15 protein-coding genes are annotated in these 21727 nt (G+C 33.3%); 2 read left to right on the top strand and 13 right to left on the bottom strand.

Annotation, left to right across the window (positions count from 1 at the left end; translation table 11 throughout):
- Positions 1–126 precede the first annotated feature (126 nt).
- Positions 127–981 carry a fatty acid desaturase family protein gene (locus B0A68_RS09355; RefSeq protein ID WP_035679904.1) on the bottom strand — a complete coding sequence of 285 codons (855 nt, stop codon included), beginning with the start codon at positions 979–981 and terminating at the stop codon, positions 127–129.
- Positions 982–1316: 335 nt separating this feature from the next.
- Entirely contained in the window at positions 1317–4031 is a 2715-nt protein-coding gene (locus B0A68_RS09350; RefSeq protein WP_035679907.1) for a S8 family serine peptidase, read from the bottom strand.
- A 555-nt stretch (positions 4032–4586) separates the two neighbouring features.
- Here B0A68_RS09350 and B0A68_RS09345 point away from each other — a divergent pair.
- On the top strand, positions 4587–5417 hold the full coding sequence (locus tag B0A68_RS09345; protein ID WP_035679910.1) for a M57 family metalloprotease: 831 nt from the start codon (positions 4587–4589) through the stop codon (positions 5415–5417).
- Positions 5418–5662: 245 nt separating this feature from the next.
- Here the strand turns inward: B0A68_RS09345 and B0A68_RS09340 are convergent, their stop codons facing one another.
- The 11 genes from B0A68_RS09340 to B0A68_RS09295 form a co-directional block, all read right to left on the bottom strand.
- Positions 5663–8473 carry a M16 family metallopeptidase gene (locus B0A68_RS09340; RefSeq protein WP_035679912.1) on the bottom strand — a complete coding sequence of 937 codons (2811 nt, stop codon included), beginning with the start codon at positions 8471–8473 and terminating at the stop codon, positions 5663–5665.
- Positions 8474–8484: 11 nt separating this feature from the next.
- Entirely contained in the window at positions 8485–10752 is a 2268-nt protein-coding gene (locus B0A68_RS09335; protein WP_035679915.1) for a Gldg family protein, read from the bottom strand.
- Between the two features lie 11 nt (positions 10753–10763).
- Positions 10764–11711, bottom strand: a complete 948-nt coding sequence (locus B0A68_RS09330; protein ID WP_035679918.1) for an ABC transporter ATP-binding protein — start codon at positions 11709–11711, stop codon at positions 10764–10766.
- 66 nt (positions 11712–11777) lie between these two features.
- The gene (locus B0A68_RS09325; protein WP_035679921.1) at positions 11778–13172 is read right to left on the bottom strand and encodes a RagB/SusD family nutrient uptake outer membrane protein; all 1395 of its coding nucleotides are present in this window, start codon (positions 13170–13172) and stop codon (positions 11778–11780) included.
- 11 nt (positions 13173–13183) lie between these two features.
- Entirely contained in the window at positions 13184–16486 is a 3303-nt protein-coding gene (locus B0A68_RS09320) for a SusC/RagA family TonB-linked outer membrane protein (protein WP_165571313.1), read from the bottom strand.
- 261 nt (positions 16487–16747) lie between these two features.
- Entirely contained in the window at positions 16748–17788 is a 1041-nt protein-coding gene (locus B0A68_RS09315) for a FecR family protein (RefSeq protein ID WP_051892409.1), read from the bottom strand.
- Positions 17789–18016: 228 nt separating this feature from the next.
- Complete coding sequence (locus tag B0A68_RS09310; RefSeq protein ID WP_035679923.1) at positions 18017–18604, bottom strand: RNA polymerase sigma factor; 588 nt, start codon at positions 18602–18604, stop codon at positions 18017–18019.
- A gap of 386 nt (positions 18605–18990) precedes the next feature.
- The gene (locus B0A68_RS09305; RefSeq protein ID WP_035679925.1) at positions 18991–20013 is read right to left on the bottom strand and encodes a beta-propeller fold lactonase family protein; all 1023 of its coding nucleotides are present in this window, start codon (positions 20011–20013) and stop codon (positions 18991–18993) included.
- 43 nt (positions 20014–20056) lie between these two features.
- Complete coding sequence (locus tag B0A68_RS09300) at positions 20057–20581, bottom strand: SRPBCC family protein (protein WP_035679927.1); 525 nt, start codon at positions 20579–20581, stop codon at positions 20057–20059.
- A gap of 5 nt (positions 20582–20586) precedes the next feature.
- Positions 20587–20832 carry an NAD(P)H-dependent oxidoreductase gene (locus tag B0A68_RS24810; protein WP_317044646.1) on the bottom strand — a complete coding sequence of 82 codons (246 nt, stop codon included), beginning with the start codon at positions 20830–20832 and terminating at the stop codon, positions 20587–20589.
- On the bottom strand, positions 20753–21196 hold the full coding sequence (locus tag B0A68_RS09295) for an NAD(P)H-dependent oxidoreductase (protein ID WP_316930953.1): 444 nt from the start codon (positions 21194–21196) through the stop codon (positions 20753–20755). The genes B0A68_RS24810 and B0A68_RS09295 overlap by 80 nt, the downstream gene beginning before the upstream one ends.
- A 94-nt stretch (positions 21197–21290) precedes the next feature.
- On the opposite strand from B0A68_RS09295, the gene B0A68_RS09290 reads away from it, so the two are divergent.
- Positions 21291–21674 (top strand): winged helix-turn-helix transcriptional regulator, encoded by a 384-nt coding sequence (locus B0A68_RS09290; protein WP_035679930.1) that lies wholly within the window; start codon positions 21291–21293, stop codon positions 21672–21674.
- The last annotated feature ends 53 nt before the right edge of the window (positions 21675–21727 follow it).

Raw genomic sequence — 21727 nt, 5'->3', positions numbered from 1 at the left:
AGTGATTAAAGAGTATTCCCTCATAAAAAGATGCGTAAAAGTCTCTGACTTTACGAATCTTTTTTCGTTTTTAATGATATTTGTTTGCAATGCCAGAAAATCAGAGACAGCAGGGGAGAGAGTCTTTTATTTTATTTTATAAAAAGTAAATGCTTTATCAAAGAAAATGCCTTTTAACGTTTTTATAGGATTAGAATTTTTTTCGCGTTTTAGTAAGCCAATTGTCAACGTAAGCCAGGACAAATTTGGATGTTCATGATGTATATGATGATTACCAATACCAAATCCCATGGGAAACCAATAAGTGTTTGTTTTATGTTCCAGAGAAGTTCCCATATGTTCACACCAGCTTCTTACTGCAGAAATAATGTTTAAGAATAAAAGTGTAAGCAAAACAAAATAAATCGGCGGATCAATAATAAAAAACCAAATTACACTAATACAAATAGATAAAGCAAAGTATATTTTATTGATTTTTAGTGTATTGTTTACCTTTTGAGTACTTTCTCTTTTGTTAAAATCAAAAATTAAATAGAATGTATATAATACAGGAACTGATTCTAAAAAGATATATAAAAAGCGATTTTTTTGATATATTTTTTGTGACTTTGGAGAAGCAAGCGGATCTAAATCTGTATTTGTATAACCATGATGAATTAAATGATATTTTCTGTAATGTTCACCATAGAACGGTAAAAAGACTAAAGCTGAAGAAAAATTTACAATAAAGCGATCAAATTTAGTTTTTGTTATTGTTTTATGTGAGCCGTCATGAACAGTGAGTATTAAAAAAGAATGGGTGCAAAAAGCTGCTGGAATAAATGCCCATAAGAAGCCTTTTTCATATAAACTCATGCAATACCAAATTGCAATTAATAAAAGCGTGGAAAAAAAAAGTGTGAAGAGAGGAATTAATAAAGGTTTTTTTCGAAGTTTTTTCTCAATAGCAAGCTCTTCGATGATTAGTAATTTGTTTTTCATTTTGGCTGATAAATAGTTATATGGTTTTAGTTGGTAAAAATTAATTTGAAAACGATATTAAAAATCTTTTCGTTTTTGTAGGTTAATTTTTCGTGTAAACTTAAATATATATTATTTATTCTGTGACTGCCAAAAGTTAAAAAAATGTTGTAATAAGACTTTTTATTTACAAAGCATAAAAATAGAAGTACTCAAAAACGGCCTCAGATTAGTTTGGAGAATCACTTTAGAATATCGATAAAAATTAAGCAAAAGAAGTTGTCGCTCTCACTCTGAATTTGAGATTTTTTGTTGATGTTAGAAATAAAATAATTGAAAATTAATACAACAATTGATCAATAAACCGCAATTTTTCCTGTTTGAATTTCACCTAAGCTTGTAATTATTTTATAAATGTAAATTCCTGAAGCAGTATTTTTTAGATTGATATTATTGGTTTTAGAAAGTAAAGGCGAAGTAATAGTATTTTGTCCGCTGATGTTGTACAAATAAAAAATAGCATTTTCTTCTTTTTTTGCTTCAATATTCAATTCCTCATTTTTTCTTAATAAAGTAGGATGAACAAAAAACAAATCATCGCCTAAATAATTAGTATTAAGAATTAGAGAACTTACGACATTATTGCTTTCTAAAATTATATTTATTTTATATTTATTGCTTCCCTTTAACGGCGCTTCATCTAAAAAAGAAAATGTTTTTGAATTAATATCGTTTGTACTGCTGATAATAGATTCGCCATTATTTATTATTTTCACTAACTCAATTGTTTTGATGTTATATAAACTGAATAGACTCGCACTAATCTTTACTTTATTCTCTTCATAAACTTCTGCCAAAGCCAGTTCAAAATAACAATTTGAATTTTGAGCATACTGCAATGCTGATTCGCTTTTTATTCCTTCACTATTGTCGAATACAGGAATAACAGTGTAAATTTTTCCATCTGCATAAGTATAATTTGCGTTTGTTATTTGTTCTTTAAATTCTAAATGATCTCCTGCCAGCTGATAAATATTAAAAGAAGTGACATCGGCAGGTTTGTCCCAGTTAATTTCTGTTGTGCCGTCACAAACTAAGCTCGTATTGATATTCAAATCATAAGAAATTGTAAAGCTGTCAGAGATATAATCGATATTGTCAATCGTCATTTTTAATTTTGCTTTTGAAAATTTTTTTTCCACTGGCGCATAAGTAAATTGTTCGCTGTCTAGATTGATATCATTCGCAACAATTTCCCAAGTCTGTCCATTATTGTAACTAATAGACAATTGTCCGGGGATATTAGAAAATGAAGAATTCCATTTAAAAGGTGAAGTATTCTTACCATCATAAGGAAAATTATCATTGCTGACAGGGTAATTCCATTCAAATTGATTTTTCAATTCATATTCATAAGCAATGCTGTATTCCTGAGATACATTTGAGACGTAAGAACCAATAATATGGATCGTGTAAGATCCAGATGCAGGATTCTCTATAGTCACCTGCTCTATAGTATTGATTTTATCTTTTCCTCTTACAGCTTGTTCTTCAGGAGTATCAGGATTAAGAATCCACGGTAAAAAAGTAGTGTTGTCAGCCGAAGTAACTTCCAGATCTAAATCATTTACCAAACTTATATTGCTGTTGATTGCAGCGGGCAAATCGTTCCAAACTAATGTGATTTTTAAGTTTTTCGCATTTTCCGGAAGCGTAATAACATGAAGATTGGTCTGGCCAGATGCAAGATTACCCGATATAATTCTATTTTCGCTGATCGTTTTTAAACTTTTGTCAGCATTGATATTCCCATAACCATAAGTGTAATCCGGGCCTGTATTGCCCAAATCTTTAGCGCTGTTTATTAAGATTGCTTTGGTCAGCGCATTAGTCAAAGGAGTATTGTTTGTCGTTTTATAAAGCTGTTTCATAAGCGTAATAATTCCCGTTGCCAATGCTGTAGAGTTTGAAGTTCCTTGTGTGCTATAGGCAACTAACTCGGGTTTTATTCGGCCGTCGTATGCCGGACCTTTAGAAGAAAACGGTAGAATTACCTCGTTTTGGTCAACACATCCCACTGCGATGCTGTTTTTGGATTGTTTAAAATTACCAGTAATAGATTTATAACCCTGAAGACCGCTATTTCCAGAAGAAAAACAATGAGTCAAATTAGTATTTAAGAATAATTGAGCGTCATAGGCATTAGCGAGCGAACCATAAAAGTTCTCAATCACAGTGCCGTAGGAATGATTTTGAGTAGAAGCACCTTGTAAAGTTACGATCTCATCAGGATAGATGTTCAAAAAATCAGACGATTGTATTTTAGCTTTTTGAGCAACTCCTTTTCCTAATACAGAACTATTTCCTAATCCAGAAACTATAGTTGCCATAGCAGTTGCGTGGCTCGCTACAATAGAAGATTGTGTTGGCGAAGGAATGTGCTTGTTTAGCAGATCAATATCATTTACATCAAAAAAATCATCTTTGATGGCTGCAATTTCATTTTCGCCTGTTAAAAGAGGAAAATCAGCATTGGCTTTATTAATATAATTGATACTAAAATTTTGATCAATTATTTTTGATTCACTTTTTGGCTGCAGCGATTCCTGCGAGATAGAAGTGACACTGTTCAAAACTATAATATGATCAATGATTTTTTGGGAATCACTTTTTATGACTACAAGATGATTATCCAGTATTTTGATGTCAGAAATGTTTATTGATTTCAAGTCCGCAATTAACCTGTTGAGAGTATCGGTAGCTATTATATACTGTTTGTCTTCTTTATGATTTGAAAAATTTAAGGGTAATTTCCATAAATTATTAACCAGGACAATTTTTTCTAAAGACGTACTAGAGGTTAAACCTTCCTTTTCAACAATACAAAAAGTACTGTCCAGTTTTTTTACAACCTTGTATTTATTTTGATGTGCATTTTCTAAAGATGTAAAGTAGTATTTCTCAAATTTTCTTTCTTTTTCCTTTTTTATGTACTGTTTCCATCTTTCAGAACTTTGTGAAAAACTGATTGTAGTTATCATAAAAAGTAGAAATGTAATTTGTGTCTTCATTTACTATAGAGGTTAGGGCAATTATAACATTCTTATTAGTAGTGCAAAAATTGACTGTTGCAGCTGTTTGTCACATTTTAATTTAGATAACGCAAAAGATGAAATTCGTGGTAATTATTTCTAATTGAAATATTTTTCTTTTGCAGGTATTTCAAAGTTATTAAAATATTTGTAAAAATTTTATGAGTTTTTATATTATTGAATTTTAAAATCTGTACGAGTAATATTCTTTTTTGTCATTTTATTCTATTTAAATGTTATAAAAAACCGCAAAAACGTCGTTTTGGAACTTTTTAAGCACTATAATGCATTAAAATTATAAATATTTCACATAACAACCTGATTTGTATTCAGTTATTGATTTTACTGGGCTTGCGTTAATAATCAGATTTATATTATTAAAAAATCACAAAAAATAATGTAAGAAAAAATGTTAAATAACTGTCTTGTAGTTATTTTAAGATTAAAATTATCTAAATTTGATTACAAATATTATTAATATTTTGTAAAGACCCCTATTTATCAACTTATTTTAATAACCGAAAAAAACCTATTATGAAAAAAATTAAATCAATTTTAGCCTTGTCCTTTATAGCGCTAACAATTTTGTCTTGTAGCAAAGAAGACGAGTCAAATCAAGCAGATCAAGCTTCTCTTAAAGTAACACCAGAGGTGTTAAATAAAATCAGTGCTCTTTCACTTAATACAACAGATGTTCAGGTGATTAAGAATACTAACTTAGATGGTACCGTTGAGGATGCTTTCCTGATAGAAGGAGATATCATCATTACGCAAGATCAATTAAACAAAATGGATCTTCACGGAGGTATTACTACAGAACAATACCGTACCACTAATCTGGTATCTGCTCCAAGAACTATAAGAGTTGTTGGATTAACAGGAACTGGTACAACAGCTTTATCTACAAATATGCGCGCTGGATTGCAGGCGGCAATAAATAGATACAATAATTTAGGATTGTCTATTAACTTTACACTAACCTTTAGTTCAAGTACTTCTGGTGCAAACATTGTTGTAAGAAGACAGACTGGTTCTGCCGGCGGAGTAGCAGGTTTCCCTTCTGGAGGGGCACCTTATAATTCAGTTACACTATATTCTGGATTAGATAGTTATTCAACAGGTGTAAATGCGCACGTAGCAGCACACGAGATAGGCCACTGTATTGGTTTACGTCATACAGACTGGTTCAGCCGTCAAAGTTGCGGACAGAATTCAAATGAAGGCACAGCTGGTGTTGGAGCAGTTCTTATTCCGGGAACACCTTCAGGATATGATGCAACTTCTTACATGAGAGCATGTTTCAGTTCTAGCGAGACAGGAGCTTTTAATGGAAATGATGTTACAGCTCTAAATTATTTATACTAGAAGTTGAATTAGAGTTCTCTTTACAAAATATAATAAGAGGCTGCTTCCTATTTGTGAAGCAGCCTTTCTTTGATGAAAGTCACTTACTGAATTACACGTTGTTTTTTTAGTTAATGATTTTTAAATTAGCTTGTTATGATTTATAAAAACGAGATTTCATACTGTTTTTTGAAAACAAAAAAGGCTGTCTTGGCAAAGACAACCTTTAATGACTAATAAAATAAAAAAAATGTATTCTAAAGTTCTTACTTTCCTGTATTTTCAGGGCTCATAATAACTTCGACACTACTAGAACTATCCAAAACGTGCTTACTAAACTGCTGAATAGTTTTCTGATTAATTTTAGAAATTAAGTTTTTATATTCTTCATCCTGCAAAAACGGAATCTGATTTAAGCTGTTATTGTAAATTGTGCTGTTCCAAAAAGAATTGGTTTTAAGCGATTCTTCTCTGTTTTTAAGAAGTGCTTTTTTAATGTCTTCTAAATCATTTGCATTAACAGGATTCGTTTTTAAGTCATTGATTTCTTTCCAGACAATCTGCATTAATTTTTCCTGTTTTTCAGGATTACAGTCAAAAGTCAATGCAAGTTTAAAAGAAGGTTTCGGAATCAATTCCAGATTACCGCCTACATTTACGCCGTAACTGCCGCCTTCTTCTTCTCGAATAGTCTGTAAAAAACGTTTAGACAATATTTCTCCGATCATGTACATTTGCAGTGCATTCTCTTTTGTATATTCTACTTTTCCAGTCAAACTCAAATAAACAGTTGATTTTGCAACTTCCATTGGACGTTTAAAATGAACTGCCGTTTTTCCTTTTTTAGGTTCGATATTATGATCGACGAAATTCTCTTTTAAAGCTGGATTTGATTTTATATTTCCGATGTATTTCTGAATCAATTCTAATGCTGATTCTGGAATATTTCCAACGAAAATAAAAGTAAAATCAGACGCATTTTTAATGCGGTCACGATAAATACTTTCTGCTTTTTTCAGATCAATTGTTTCAAGAAATTTTTCGTTGAATATAAAAGTTCTCGGATTATGATTTGAACTGGCTAAATCTATAGAATCTTTAAAAGCACTTCCATTGTCTTTTTTAATGGTTTCTAAGCGATTTTTATATTGCTCTTTTAGAATATTAAAAATATTAGAATCAAAACGAGGCGCTTCAAAAGAAAGATAAACCAATTGCAGCATCGTTTCTAAATCGGCTTTGTTAGAACTTCCCTGAAAACCTTGTGTATTTTCGCCAATAAAAGGAACAGCAGACGCTACTTTTCCTGTCAGTTTTTCTTTTAAACCAATATTGTCAAAATTCCCTAAACCTGAGGATCTTGCAATTGTAGTTGTAATTTCGGCAGAAGCCAAATCTTCTGTTTTTAGCAGCGATTTACCACCTTTTGAAAAAGCAGAAAATACAATCTGATCCTGAGAATAGGTTGTAGGAAGCACAATTATCTTAGCATCATTTTCTAAAATATAACCTTTTGCATCTTTTATTCCAGCGACTTCAAATGTTTTTTTAATCGCAGCAGGTTTTAAGTCTTTATCTATCAAAGGCGCATTGTTTTCTTTTTTTGTGTAAGGTTCTAAAGTCATGTTTTCGACTTTTTTCATTACACTAACAACCGCTTCTTTTGTTGGAAAATTATTTTTGTCCTGATCTGAACCTGTAACCAAAACTACTTGATTTGTTGGCTTTTGAATGGTTTTCGCGTAAGCGTTTAACTCCTCTAAAGTGATGTTTTTTATAATACCAACAATTAAATTATAATCTTCTTGTGGGGCAAGAAAGGGTTTTGCTTTCAAAAAGTAGTTCGTCAGTTTATCTGCCCAGCTGTCATTAAGAACTTTATCTTTGTTGCTGATAAAATCATCGTATGAACTGATGAAAAGCTTTTTGGTTCGGTCTAATTCGGCTTGTGCAGCGCCAAAACGCTTCAAACGTTCCGCTTCTGTGTAGGCTTCTTCAAAAGCTTCGATTGTTTTTCCTTTTTTGGCTAAAGCCGAAATATTAAACGAAGTATTTAATCTTGAAATGGGTTCGAAATAGGTTTTTAAATTTAATGCCAGACCTTGATTTTTTAGTATTAATTCTTTAAAACGATTGTTTAAAATACTGGTATAAAAAGAGTTCATTACATTTTTGCGCGTAACGATGCTGTCTTTTAACAAAGGTTCATCCAGAACATATTGCAATGTAATTGAGGTGGAAGAAGCTTCTTTATCAGAGGCAGTTCCAAAATACAATTCATCATGTTTTGGAATCTCGGTATAGGTTCTCGCAGCAACTTTTTTTGCCAAAGGAATACCAGAAAATATAGCTTTGACTTTTTGTTCCATTACTTTAACATCAATATCACCAACAATAATTACAGCTTGTAAATCTGGTCTGTACCATTTTTTATAATAGTTTCGCAATTCAGGATATTTGAAGTTATTGATGATATTTAAATCACCAATAACGTCGCGTTTACTGTATTTTGAACCTTTATAGAGAACTGGATCCGTCTGCATTTTTAAACGAAAACCACTTGTTCTGCGGGTTCTCCATTCTTCTCTGATTACGCCTCTTTCAGCATCAATTTCGGCATCTGTCAAAGATAAAGAGCCAGACCAGTCGTGTAAAACCCAAAGCGTAGAATCAATTAGTTTTTGGTTGGTAGCCGGAACAGTGCTGATATTGTAAACAGTTTCATCCTGAGCAGTATAAGCGTTGATATCTTTACCAAAACTTACTCCGTTTTTTTCCAGCATTTTAATGATTCCTTTTCCTTTAAAATGTTCTGTTCCGTTAAAAGCCATGTGTTCCAGAAAATGTGCCAATCCGTTTTGGTTGTCATCTTCTAGAATGGCACCAACGTTTTGAACAAAGTAAAAACTGGCTCTGTCTTTGGGTTCTTCATTATGCAGAATATAATACGTAAGTCCGTTTTTTAATTTTCCGGTCGTCACGTTTTTATCCAGCGGAATGTTGGTTTTAAATTGAGAAAATGCGCCTTGAAAAGACAAGGCCATAATCCCAATAATGATAGTTTTTTTAGTATACATTTTGATGTTTTTTATCTTCTGTTTCTTCTAATTAGGATAAAAGCAGCGCTCAGAATAATCAATAAAGGAAACAAAGCAATAAATACAATTTTATTGATGAAAACCTGATTCGCATTTATTGTTATGCCGCTGTCAATATGCTCTGGACGAGTGGTATCAATAGGAAACTCATAATTGCTGAACCAGCTGAAAATATCGGTTACAAACTGAAATGTTCCAGATCCGCTTCGGCTTAACTCGGCGTTACCCATAAAATCGGCATCTCCGGCTACAATTATTTTTTGCGATTTTCCATTTACATTTCTTGTTAAAGCAACAGCAAGTGGAACAGAAGTCACGGAAGGCTGTTTTTTTAAATCTTCAGTAATTGAAGTGATTCCAGTCTGTGATTCCCAAGCCGGATGCTGATTTGTTTTTAAAAGCGGTGTAACTTTAAATCCTGTATCTTTTACTGTTTTGATACCGCAGCTTCCTAAAAACGGAATTGGACTCTCATTTCTGTTTTTACTTAATTTAATAACTGTTGAGTCTATGTTTTTTGAAACTTCGGTTACTAAATAATCAGGAGAATTGGTTTCACTTTCCTGAACCAGTGCTTGTTTCGTAAAGCTCAATCCTAATTTGTCTGTTACTGCCGCCAAAGCTGAGTTGGTTTCTGGTTCTGCCAAAAGCATTAGATTTTTCCCTTCGTCAATATATTTATTGATTCGGTCTACAGCACCTTGGCTCAATTGCGTTTTCGGATCGGCAATGATCAGAATGGTCGTTTCTTTGGGAATATTATGTGCATTAATATCTACAGAAGAAACATCAAATCCTTGATTAATAAGTGAGTATCTAAAAGAAATTTCGTTAAATCCTGTTTTATAATTTTTATCTCCAATTTTATCAACGCTTCTTTCCATGTTTCCGGTTACAAAAACAATTTTTGGCGCTGTGACAACTACTCGTTTTAAAGCTGCTGAAATTTCTTTCTCCATCGGAACTTTAAACATATCATCAAACATTCTTAAATATGTTTTCTTCCCGTTGTATTCAACTGTTCTTACAACTCTGTTCTGCTCTGATTTAAGGTCAATAATTTTGTTGATTTCTGCAGGAGAATATAACTTTTTGAGTTTCATGCTCTGTGTTTCGATCATTTTCTCTGCAAGCTGTTTGTCATTCAATCCTGGGTTTTGAGCATACAAAGCTGTATTGTTTGACGTGTCATAGTAATACACATATTCCATTTCCATTTGAGGTAAAAAACGTGTATATTTTTCAAAACTGGAAATATCCTGGTTTTGAGAATAAGGCATTACCATGTAATAATTAATATCTAATAAGTTTACATATGTTGTTAACTTTATTGGCCCGTCTATTTTTTTAACAATAGCTAAACTGTTTTTTGTCAGCGTTCTGTCTTTTGTACGAGTCATATCATAATATGATGTCAGAGAAGCTCTTGAGGTAATGTATCCCAATGATAATACAATCGTAATCAATAAAGTATATTTTAGAACTCTTTTTGAGATACTTTGTGCATCTCTTCCTGTTTGTAATTTGTAGATACTCAATACAATAAAAAGACTGCTTACTAAAACGAAGTAAAATACATCTTTGCTGATAATAAGTCCTTCCAGCATTTCATCGGCACGTCCTGCAATCGAAAGGAAATAGGTAATGTCTTTTACAACTTCTACATCCTGCCAAAGTTTTCCGATGAAATTTAAACCTGCCAAAACCACCAAAGTACTGATCGCAGCAACCACTTGATAAGATGTTAAACAAGACATAAAAAGACCAATAGCAGCATAGGTGCAAACCAATAAATACAAACCAATAAGTCCTGATATTGCAAATTTTAAATCTAAATTTTCAATAGAGAAGTAGGCGATAGCAACTTGTAAGCCCAATACTGCAATGAATAAAAGGCAGTAAACGGCAATAGCTAAATATTTGCCCAATACAATATCTTTAATTTTAATTGGTGAAGAAAGTAAGAGTTTAATAGAACCGCTGTTGATTTCACGGCTTACCAATCCCATTGTTAAAAGTGGTACATAAAGATATAAGTAACTCTGCATTTCGGTATATAAACCGCTGAAACCAGAAAAAATAACTTGAGACAGATTGTCCATGTGCTGCCCAATTTTTTGTGATTTTTCAAAACGTTCAATTGTACCGAAGAATTTCCAGCTGGACTGGATCGAAAATATTACCAAAACTACCCACGCGACAGGGGAGTAAAACATAGTGTTAAGCTCTGTTTTAGCAATTCTATATATTGTTTTCATTTGTTTGTTTTTTAAGAAAGAATAGCGTTTTTAGATGGCGCTTTTTTAGATAATTGAGCAAAAATTTCGTCTAGTGATACTTTTTCAAATTGAATCTCACGTAATTTCCAATTGTTGTTAACGCTGAGCGATACAATTTTTTCAGCAATTTCCTGTGTTCCTGTAAAAGTGATCTGCATTTTTTTAGGCGAAATAAAAACGGCGTCCGTAATTTCTGGAATATCAGTTAAAGAAGTAAGTTGCGGCGGATTTTCAAAACTTACCGTTAGTTTATCAGCTTCAATATAATTGTTGAATGCATCCAGCGTATCAGAAAAAACCATATGTCCGTTTTCTATCATTCTGATATCCTGACATGTAGCCTGAACCTCAGAAAGAATGTGTGAAGAGAAAATAACCGCTTTATCTTTTGATATTTTTTTGATTAATTTTCTAACTTCTAGAATTTGGTTTGGGTCAAGTCCGTTCGTCGGTTCATCTAAAACTACTAATTTAGGTTCGTGAATAATAGCTTGCGCAATACCCACACGTTGTCTGTAACCTCCAGATAAGTTTCGAATTAATCGGTGGCTGAAATGTGAAATACCGCATTGTTCTTTGGCTTTCTCTAAAGCATTTTTTAAATCTTCTTTTTTTACATGACGTAATTCTGCACAGTGAATCAAATATTCATTTACAGTTAAGTCTAAATGTAAAGGCGGTGTCTGCGGTAAAAAACCAATTAGTTTTTTGGCTTCAACAGGATTTTCTTTCAGATTAATTCCGTCAATAAAAATATTACCGCTGGTTTGGTTTAAAACACCGCAAAGTATATTCATTGTGGTTGATTTTCCTGCGCCATTAGATCCTAAAAGACCTAAAATCCTATTTGTTTTAATTTCAAAATTTATATTTTGTATTGCCCAATCCTTGCTGTATTGATGTGACAAATCCTCAACTCTTACAATTGTTGTTTCCATAGTGTTTTTTAAAATTGCAGAAATGTATTTTTATTGAAAATACATTCCTGCATCATTTTTATTATTTTAGTAATATCCTTCGTTTTGAGTTAAAAAAGGATTAGAACGAGTAGCCGTTTCTGGTATAGGATAGAGTTTATCTGTAGCTGCCCAGATTTTTGCAGGTATTATTCCTAATACTTCATCAGCTTTTCCAGTTCTTTTAAGATCAAACCATCTGTGGCCAAATTCTCCAAAAAATTCACGTTGTCTTTCTAAAGCGATTAAGTCTAACAATTGATTTGGATCTGTCAATGTAGTAGATGCTAATAACGCTCTGTTTCTGATTACGTTAATATCTTGCTGCGCTCCGGTTATATCATTTAGTTTTGCTCTGGCTTCTGCTCTAATTAAATAAAGTTCTGCCAATCTCAATACTGTCGAGCGTTCTACAGGAGCTGTAGTATACGAGTTTTTGTATTTTCTAGGACCAATTCCTATAGAAACTCCTGCAGATGATTTAATAGGAACAGTCCAGTTTGTTTTTCTGGCGTCATCGGTTTCAAATAACGTTGCACTTTTTCTAAGAATAAAAGTACCACCAATTTGTGTAGCAGCATTTGGTGCTGTAAAAGTAGCGCCTCCTTCATACGTATAAGCCGTATTAAAGTAAGGAATCTGCCAGATTGCTTCTGTATTATCTGCGATAAAAGGGCTGTTTGTTGCTGTTAGTCCGTTGATCATTTTATAAGTCCCATTCTGGCTTATTACTGCACTTGCATAAGTTGATGCCTCAGTCCATTTTCCTAAATAAAGATTCACTCTTGCTAATAAAGCTTGTGCAGTCCATTTTGTAGCTCTGATACGCTGATTGGTATAATTGCTGTAATTAACAGGAAGATTGTTTGAAGCATCTTCAAGATCAATATTAATTTGATTGTAAACTTCAGTTTGAGTATTGCGGGGAGCCAGAGAAGACTTTTCTACACTTGTACTTAAAACTAAAGGAACATCGCCATATAAATTGGTCAGATAAAAATAACAGAAAGCTCTTATAAATTTTGCTTCAGCAACAAAACGCGTGCTTTTGGCTTCAGTAAGAGTTTTGCTTGCAGTTATACCTTCTATAACGGCATTAGCATTGTAAATGGTTTTATAAAATTCTGTCCACATACTTCCATTGGTACCGTCTGTGATCGGAATTTCATTTGTAGTGTAAACATTTTCAATCAATGACACCGGTAAAAGTTCATCAGATGTTTGTCCGGGAATAATATGCAGTGAATTATAATAAGTAAGTGTTACCATACTTTGGTAAATTCCGTTTACAGCAGCTTCAGCAGTAGCGTCAGAAGCATATACCGTAGCAGATGATAATTCACTGCTCGGAAGTTCAACTTCAAGTAAGCTTTCGCAGCTCGTTAGTCCTACTAAAAGAAAAAACGAAAATATATACGAGTATTTTATAGAATTATTTTTCATGATTTTTAGATTTAAAATGTAAACTGAGTTCCAAGAGTTATCGTACGTAGTGGAGGTAAAGCTAAACCTTGAGTTTCAGGGTCAAATCCTTTGTATTTAGTAAAAGTCACCAAGTTTTGTCCTTGTAAGGAAAGACGAATCTTCTGAATGAATTTTTGCGTTTTTTGATCCAGGGGAATAGTATAAGTCGCGCTTACATTTTTTAATTTAATGTAAGAAGCATCAACAATCGTAGCAGTAGAACCTGCATAGTTTAAGAAACTTGGCTGATACGCTGTACTCAAAATATTTCCCTGAGCAATGTATTCATTGTATTCATCAACCTGATAATTGGCTAAACCGTATGGGTAACCCGGCTGTACTGCAGTAGAAGCCAACATGCTTCTTCCGTCTTGTTTTACAAATTGAAATAAAAAGTCTAATGAAAATGCTTTATAACTTACAGAGTTTAAAACTCCTCCGTAATATTTAGGAGCGGTAGAACCATAATATTTTCTGTCACCAGCACCCGTCTGAGCAAAACCAGTACTAATTCTTCCGTCTCCATTAGTATCTTCAAACTGAGCAATTCCATTTACTACACCAGTATAGTTGTATAAATACCTTGCAGATATTGAATTTCCTACAACATATTGAGAGTAATATGCTGAATTTTGTAAGTTTTCGAATTCTAAAAGTTTATTTGAGTTTGTAGAAAAATTAAGCGATGTCGACCAGTTTAAGTTTTTAGTATGAATGTTGGTTGAATTAAGTGTAAATTCCCATCCTTTATTTTCAACTAATGCACCTAAATTTGCTATATAACCTGTAAAACCTGCCTGAGGGCTAAGAGTTGCAGTAACCAATTGGTTTCCAGAAGTATTTCTGTAAAAAGCAGCACTAAATGATAAACGATCATTAAGAAAACCAAGATCTATTGCAGCTTCAAATTTCTTAGTAACTTCCCATCTGTAATTTGGATTTGCAATACGGGTTGTAGCCAAAGCAGAGTTTCCAACACCATAAGTACTAGAACTGTAAGTGTCAGCATATCCATATTCTTCAGACGGATCATTACCAACTTCTCCATAGCTGGAACGAAGTTTACCAAAGCTTAAAACAGAGCTGTCTTTTAAGAAATCTTCTGCAGAAAAAATCCAGGCAGCACCAAGAGATCCAAAATTTCCATATTTTTTGTTGGCGCCAAAACGAGACGATCCATCTCTTCTAAAATTGGCATTCAAGATATATTTACTTAAAATATTATAGTTTACCCTGCTGAAAAGAGAAGCATACTTATATTCTGAAGTACCATTGTACGAAGTGATATTGGTTGCAGAACCTGTAATACCTATTAAGTTATCTGCACTGTAGCCAGATGTACTTACATAAGACGGCATTTCTGATTTTCTGTTCTGCCAGGAGCCACCAACCAAAACAGAAAGATTACCTTTCCATAAAGGAGTTGTATAGTTTAACTGCGGATCTATAGTAAAGTTGTTGGTATTATTGTTTGAAACCGTGTAAGATCTTGAAAGGTTTAGCGAAAGGTTACTCGCTGTATAATACACATTATTCATACCCGACGCAGGCAAAATCTGCTTTGTAATCATTTCTGCTTTTCCGTATCCTAAATCGGTTTTAAAAGACAAGCCTTTTGCAAGTTCAAATTGAAAATTAAAACTGGTAATCAAATTATTCCCTTTGTCTTCAACTCTTCTGTCTAAAGCGGCAACTGGGTTTACATCACTAAAATAAGTTGGTGACCAATAATAAGATCCATCTTGATTATATATAGGATGATTTGGTGCCGTAACAACAGCATAATTGGTAATGTCGTAAAATGGCAGTTTATTATTGTCAGCAGAATACAAAACTGAAGCTCCTACCTTTAGTTTTTTGTTTAATGTGCTGTGAGTAATATTAAAGTTGGTAGAAAATTTATTATAACCAAAATCTCCCGGCAAAACAGTACTTTCTTTGTGATAACTGCTGCTTAAAAGAAAATTTGTAGTGTCATTTCCGCCTTTTAAACTTCCAGAAAAGTCATTAAAATTAGCAGCGCCTCCAATTAATTTTTCCTGCCAGTTGGTATAAGCATTTTGGTCAAATGCTGTTAAGGCAATTCCGTTGCTAAATCCTGTAGGGGCAGTATTTGTCGTGTTTAATGCCGTACGCAGCATATTAAGATAAGTAGGCGTATCCAGCGTTTTGATCATGTGCCCAACCTCTGAGATTCCAGAATTTGTATTTACAGTAAATACTGTTTTTCCTGATTCTCCTTTTTTGGTTGTAATAAGTACAACACCATTTGCAGCTCTAGAACCGTAAATAGCCGTAGCATCTGCATCTTTAAGAATTTCGATGCTTTCTATATCATTTGGATTGATGATATTTAATGGGCTTGTTGATTTTTGTGCACCTCTGATAACACGGTCTCCCTGAACCTGCTCTTTGATGTCATTGGAGATGTAAGGAATACCATCGACTACATAAAGAGGTAAATTATTAGATAAAATAGAGTTTAAACCACGAATATTGATATTAATGTTGCTTCCTGCATAACCAGAAGTCTGAGAAACAAAAACTCCCGGAGTTCTTCCCTGCAAAGTTTGCAAAATATTAGTTACGGGTTGTTTTTCAATATCTTCAGCAGTAATTTTAACTACAGATCCGGTAGAAGTTCTTCTGGTAGTAGTACCATAACCAATAACGACAACCTCATCTAATTTTGCCAAATCGGGCTGCATTTTTATGATAATCGAAGTCTGATTTTCGACCGTAACTTCTTGTGATTTATATCCTAAATAAGATACTTTCAAGACGTGTTTTCCCGTTGGTAATTCAATATAAAATTGTCCGTCAAAATCTGAAATCCCTTGTTTGTTTCCGCCTGCAACTGCAATAGAAACACCAGGCAAAGGTTGTCCGTTTTCGTCCAGAACTTTTCCGTTAAGCATATAGTTTGCTTCACTGTTATTTTCTGTTTTTTCAGCAGTTTTGGCAATCTCTTTTTTGTAAATCACAACATTTTTATCTACTTGTTTGTAGACTAAATTACTGCCTTGAAATACAGAATTCAAAAGCTCACTCACACTGCGGCGTCCTCTTTGTGTAGTTACCTTTGGAAAATCTTTTATGGTTTGCGGCTGATAAGCAAACAGTAATCCCGTTTTATTTTCTATTGTTTTAAATAAAGTCTTAATATCTTGATTGTGAAGTTCAATGTCAACAGATATTGATTCTAAATTTTGGCCGTTCATTTCGGTAGCAAAGACCATATGAGTGCCGCAGGTCAGTAAGAAAATGTGGAATAAACTGATTCGCATAATCATAATTGTTTTTTTTGACAAATGGAAAAAAGATGATTTCTTTTCCCTGTCAAACATGGTTGTTTTACAGCGTAATTTCATAAATTTGCATGTTTTTTAATGGTTACTGGATTAATTATTAGGAATCTTGGCCATCTGGTGTAGGAGCTGGATGGCTTTTTTATTTTAGTTTTTGGTTAGTTGTATTTGTTTTTAAAGGTTAATATTCTTTTTTTTCAGCTTTCTAAGTAGGAGGTTAGTCGGCCTTATTTCTTTATTTAAATTTTATTCACAGCCTTTTCCTTCTAAAACAATAGTACCGGCTTTGTTATAATGATATTCAGTTTCAATAACACTGCAGATTACCTTTAGAACATGATCTAAATCTTCTTCATTTAAGAAACTCGCTGTTATTCTGCAATTCTTGATTTTTTCATTTGATAGTAAAATCTGTGCTTTATATTTCTGAGAAATTAAAGCAACTGCTTCCTGCATATTGATATCATCCAGAATCAGGTAATTGCTTTTCCATTCTGTTACCACAGCTGCGTTTATTTTATTCTGTTCAAAGTTCAAAGTGTTTTTATTTACTTTAATCTGCTGATTTGGCGTAATTACGCCGTATATTTTTTCGGTATCTCCAACCTGAACTTTTCCTCGGGCAACGGTAACTTCAATATTGTCAGACGAACTGCGGGCATTGATATTAAATGCTGTACCCAAAACTTTGGTCTGCACTTTACCAGTATGTACGATAAAAGGTTTTTGCTCGTTTCTTTTAATATCAAAATAAGCTTCTCCGGTCAAAGTAACTTCGCGGGTTGTACCGCCAAAATAATCCTGATTGTATTTTAAGCTGCTGTTATCATTTAAGAGAACCGTACTTCCGTCTGGGAGATGAACCAATTGTTTTCCGCTAAAAGCAATTAAAGCACTTTCTGCAGCGGCTGGTTGTTCTATAACCGTCTCAGGAACCACAGGACTTGATTTGAAAAAGAAAGTACTCCCAACAAATGCTAAAACAATAACACTAGCGGCAGCAAAAACAAAACGCACGATTTTTTTGTTTCTTCTTACCGGTTCCAGTGTAATCACTTTTGGTTCATTTTCTGGTTTAGATAAAATATAATTTAAAATGAATTCTCCCTGCTCGCTGTCTATTGCTTCTGTAGTATGATTTCCTTTCAGCATCATATGAATTTTTTCTTTTATGAAATCATCATGTGCGCCTTGTGCAATAATCTCCATCATTTTTTGCTGCTCGACTTCTGATAGATTATTTTGCAGATAACTTTCAAATAATTCTTCGAATTTTTTTTGCTGCATTTGCTCGTAAATTAAGTTAGTACTTGTTTGTAATGATAAATTGGGGGCTAGTTTTTTTTTTTTTTTTTTTCAAATCATCAAAAAAATAGGGGTTAAGCCCATTTAAATGCTGCTCTTTTATATAAAGACGATTAAAAAAACAGGAGGGAGTAGTGAAAAGTAAAAAAAATGTAAAAAAAACGTAAAGAAATGTTTCTGTGTTTTGTTTTGAAAGAAAAGTCTGCAGCTCTAGAGATTAAAAAACAAAAACAGACTCATAAACATATTCATGTAAGGAGAAATTTTATGACGCACAAACTTTAAAGCCTGCGCCATATGTTTTTTGACGGTTTCTGTAGAAATGCCTAAGTTTTCACCAATTTTTTGATGACTTAAACCTTCCCATTTGGCCATTTTGTAGATTTTCTGCTGTTGTGGAGGCAGCTGTTCTACGATCTGATTTAAAATTACGGCATATTGGGCATCTTTAATAGCCGTATCAGTATCACTGGAAGAAGTGTTTTTGTACTTAATGTCTGAAATTAGACTCGTATCTCTTGCTATTTTTTTCAGCATATCAAAAATGTGATTGCGAGAAATAATAAAAAGATAATTTTCGAAATTGGCTATTTCGCCTAAATTTTCATGATTTTGCCAAATTTTCAAGAAGACATCCTGAACTGTTTCTTCTGCAAGATTTTTTGACTTTGTAATTTTTAAAGCCGTTGCATAAACAGCATTTTTGTAGTGATTGTATAAACTTGTAAACGCTGGCTCACTTCCCTGAGATAACTCACGAATAAGTTTAGTTTCATCAAAAGTAGAATTAACAGCCATTTGCAAAAATAAATTGTTAAGCAATATTATTTAAATTTTTTTAAAGCTGGATATTTTATTTTATATCTGCCCTAAAAATGCCATTTTGATAATTAGCGGGCTTTATAATATGGAATTATAAAAATTTAAGCCTGCGTTTTGCATAAATCTTTCTTGCCGGACCAATGTGTAATTAAATAATTACAGCTTAACTCCCGTTTTACTAAGAATAATAGTATTATTAAATAAAAAATAAAAGCTTTTTTAAAGAATCAGTAGAAAAACTATAGACCTTTAAATAAAATAGCTGCTCTTTTTACACCGTTTTTTATTTTAACAGCATTGACATGATCCATATAAAGTTTCTGAAATCTCTTACAGACACTATTTCATATCCGGGTGACTTATTATTTTATAGTGACACTTGTTATATTATCAGGTCTTCCAACAGTGATACGTTTGATTTCTTTTCTCGTTGCTAAATCTATAACTACTACATAATTGTTTGGTGTACAGGAAATAAACATTCGGTTGCTTTTCGCATCCATATAAATTCCAGCTCCCTGACCAATGTTTATTTTTTGCTCTAATTTTCGCGTTTGTGCATTATAAAATAAAAGATCGCCTGTTTTGACACTTACAATGCAAACTGTTTTTCCGTCTGGTGTTATTTTAAGACGGTGCAGTCCTAAAACTTTCGAATCGATTTTGGCTTTAATTTCTTTTTTTACCAAATCTACAATAACAATATAACCGTCTGGTCTGGCTGTCCAGAGTTCTGTACCGTCTTTTGAAATATCAAATCCTTCGCTTCCAAAACCAACATTAATCAAATCCTGTCGCCACTCAAGGCGAGGTTTAGCATTTGCAGGTAAAACTCCGGTTGGCGGCATATAGGGCGGAATCTCTTTTTTCTCGTAAATGCTTAACGTACCAGATTCAACATTTGTGGTGTAAAAACGATTTCCGTCAGGAGCAACCTGAATAAGATGCGTAAAATCTTGTCCTGTTCCAAAAACCTGATCAATCTTCTTTTCTTTTATATCGTACAATACCACACTTTTAGAACCTTGTGCCGTAAACCATAATTTGTCATTTTGATAAACCAATCCGTGCGGAATCACAAAAGGTTTAGTGTCAATAACATTTTCAGGTTTTAATGTTTTTAAATTTATCACATGAATCTCGTGCCCGTTTCCATTCATTACAGGATTAGAGATATACGCAAGAGAATTGTCATCGTTTGTGACTATTTCGTGCGGATCTTCTCCAGCCGGAATCTTCGCAATTGTATCCAGAGTAGTATAATCTAAAACAATCATTTTCTTTTCGGCTTTAGCCAAAATCAAAATATAGTTTTTGCTTTGTCCGAAAGAGAAATTATAAATAATAAGCGAAATGATTACCGAAGTGTGTTTTAAGAATTTCATTGCTATGGTATAATATCAAATATAGTTTTTAAAACTTTTAAGATCAGTCAATTTTCACATTTTCTTTCACAGCTTTTACCAAACCATCCAGCCAATCCTGATGTCCGTTTATCATTGGGTTTGGTTTTGTATTTGCCAATGTTGTTGCTGGTTTGCCAATTTGAGATTCCTGAGTTAAGATTCGAACTCTTCCGCCTGGTAAATCCTCAATAAGCCATGCATGAATAACATCTAATCTTGTTTCTGCATCACCTTCGGCCCAGCCGTGCCATGCTAATCTTGCGGGCTGACCTGATTCTGGTTTGACAAATTCGGTTATTTGAGCTTCTATTGGAAAACCAAAAGTCTTAAAACGAAAGCGAACGTCTTGATTTAATAATTGAGATTCTCTATTAATAAATTCTATATCAGAAGAATTGCTGTAATATTTTGGCCAGAAAAAAGGATTACTTAAGTAAGGCCAAACTTCATTTGTCGTTAAACCGGCAACAATTACCTCATTCGAGCAATAATTGTCTGTTGTGCCCGGAAGGTATTTTTCCGGCCATATAATTGCATTTTGTGTCATGTTTTTTATTTATTAAGTATAAAAGTTTTATTTAGATGGCTCAAATATTCCTCTTTAAAAGAAGCAATCAATTCTGGAGAACCATTTTTTTCGACATCATGAAAATGAATACTCTCAAGTTGCTGCATACCGCAAAACGCATTCATGCGATGAAAAGGAAATAGTATTCCATCATCTACACTGCGTCCCTGAAAGAATTCTTCGGGCAGTATAAAAGCCATTTCTGGTGCATTCCATGTCGTCGTAACCATATATTTTGTGTCCTGCATTAATCCTCCAGTGCCCGTAATTACGCTGCGGATTTTCTGCCTTGCGTCCGTCGCTGTAATACATTCCTTTTCGATGCCCTGCCGTAAGCACATTGTCAAGATATTCTTTTAGCTGAAACGGAATATACATCCACCATATCGGGAAGTGGTAAATGATAACATCTGCCCATAAGAATTTTTCGATTTCAACATTCGTTTCATAAGGAATGCTTAATTCAGTAAACTGAAGTTCGAAACCGTTTTGAACATTAAAAAAATCTTTATCCCATTGTGTTATGGTTTCATTTAATTTCCCTTTGGAATGGGCGAATTTCTTTCCTCCGTTTATCACGAATATTTTTTTCATCTTGGTACTATAAAAATTATAGTTGCAAAATTATTGATAGTTTAATAATTTTGCAATACCTATCGAATTAGATAGTCTTCTAAAAAAGAGTAAAGTGGGAAAAGAGGGAAAAGAATGTGTAGGGAATTATGTGAAAGTAGATGGCAAGATTTATCCTTGTACAGTAAGCCTGGCAATGGATTTAATTGGAGGAAAATGGAAAGCGGTAATTCTGTATCACTTAAAAGATGCTGAAAAAAGATTTAGCGAATTGAGAAAGGAAATTCCAATGGTAACCGAAATGACTTTAAGCCTGCAGTTGAAACAATTGGAGAAAGATGGATTGATAACACGAAAAGTGTATGGCGAAAAACCGCCTATTAAAGTAATTTACGAAATGACAGATTTTGGAAAAACTTTTATTCCGGCTCTGGAAGCAATAACCAATTGGGGAAATCAGGTTGTTAGTGAAAAAGGACAATTTGTATCAGAAAATTAATTTTTTAGCCGATTTATAAATCTGCTAATTTTTTGATTCTTCTTTGTTTTTTT

The sequence above is a fragment of the Flavobacterium reichenbachii genome, assembly GCF_002217435.1.
In the GTDB taxonomy this organism is placed as follows: domain Bacteria; phylum Bacteroidota; class Bacteroidia; order Flavobacteriales; family Flavobacteriaceae; genus Flavobacterium; species Flavobacterium reichenbachii.
Note: the sequence above shows the minus strand (reverse complement) of the source record. Positions and strands in the feature narration are given on the sequence as shown.

Coding starts and splice junctions, on each gene's coding strand:
- B0A68_RS09355 (WP_035679904.1), bottom strand. CDS start 981: ATGAAAAACAAATTACTAATCATCGAAGAGCTTGCTATTGAGAAAAAA.
- B0A68_RS09350 (WP_035679907.1), bottom strand. CDS start 4,031: ATGAAGACACAAATTACATTTCTACTTTTTATGATAACTACAATCAGT.
- B0A68_RS09345 (WP_035679910.1), top strand. CDS start 4,587: ATGAAAAAAATTAAATCAATTTTAGCCTTGTCCTTTATAGCGCTAACA.
- B0A68_RS09340 (WP_035679912.1), bottom strand. CDS start 8,473: ATGTATACTAAAAAAACTATCATTATTGGGATTATGGCCTTGTCTTTT.
- B0A68_RS09335 (WP_035679915.1), bottom strand. CDS start 10,752: ATGAAAACAATATATAGAATTGCTAAAACAGAGCTTAACACTATGTTT.
- B0A68_RS09330 (WP_035679918.1), bottom strand. CDS start 11,711: ATGGAAACAACAATTGTAAGAGTTGAGGATTTGTCACATCAATACAGC.
- B0A68_RS09325 (WP_035679921.1), bottom strand. CDS start 13,172: ATGAAAAATAATTCTATAAAATACTCGTATATATTTTCGTTTTTTCTT.
- B0A68_RS09320 (WP_165571313.1), bottom strand. CDS start 16,486: ATGATTATGCGAATCAGTTTATTCCACATTTTCTTACTGACCTGCGGC.
- B0A68_RS09315 (WP_051892409.1), bottom strand. CDS start 17,788: ATGCAGCAAAAAAAATTCGAAGAATTATTTGAAAGTTATCTGCAAAAT.
- B0A68_RS09310 (WP_035679923.1), bottom strand. CDS start 18,604: ATGGCTGTTAATTCTACTTTTGATGAAACTAAACTTATTCGTGAGTTA.
- B0A68_RS09305 (WP_035679925.1), bottom strand. CDS start 20,013: ATGAAATTCTTAAAACACACTTCGGTAATCATTTCGCTTATTATTTAT.
- B0A68_RS09300 (WP_035679927.1), bottom strand. CDS start 20,581: ATGACACAAAATGCAATTATATGGCCGGAAAAATACCTTCCGGGCACA.
- B0A68_RS24810 (WP_317044646.1), bottom strand. CDS start 20,832: ATGGTTACGACGACATGGAATGCACCAGAAATGGCTTTTATACTGCCC.
- B0A68_RS09295 (WP_316930953.1), bottom strand. CDS start 21,196: ATGAAAAAAATATTCGTGATAAACGGAGGAAAGAAATTCGCCCATTCC.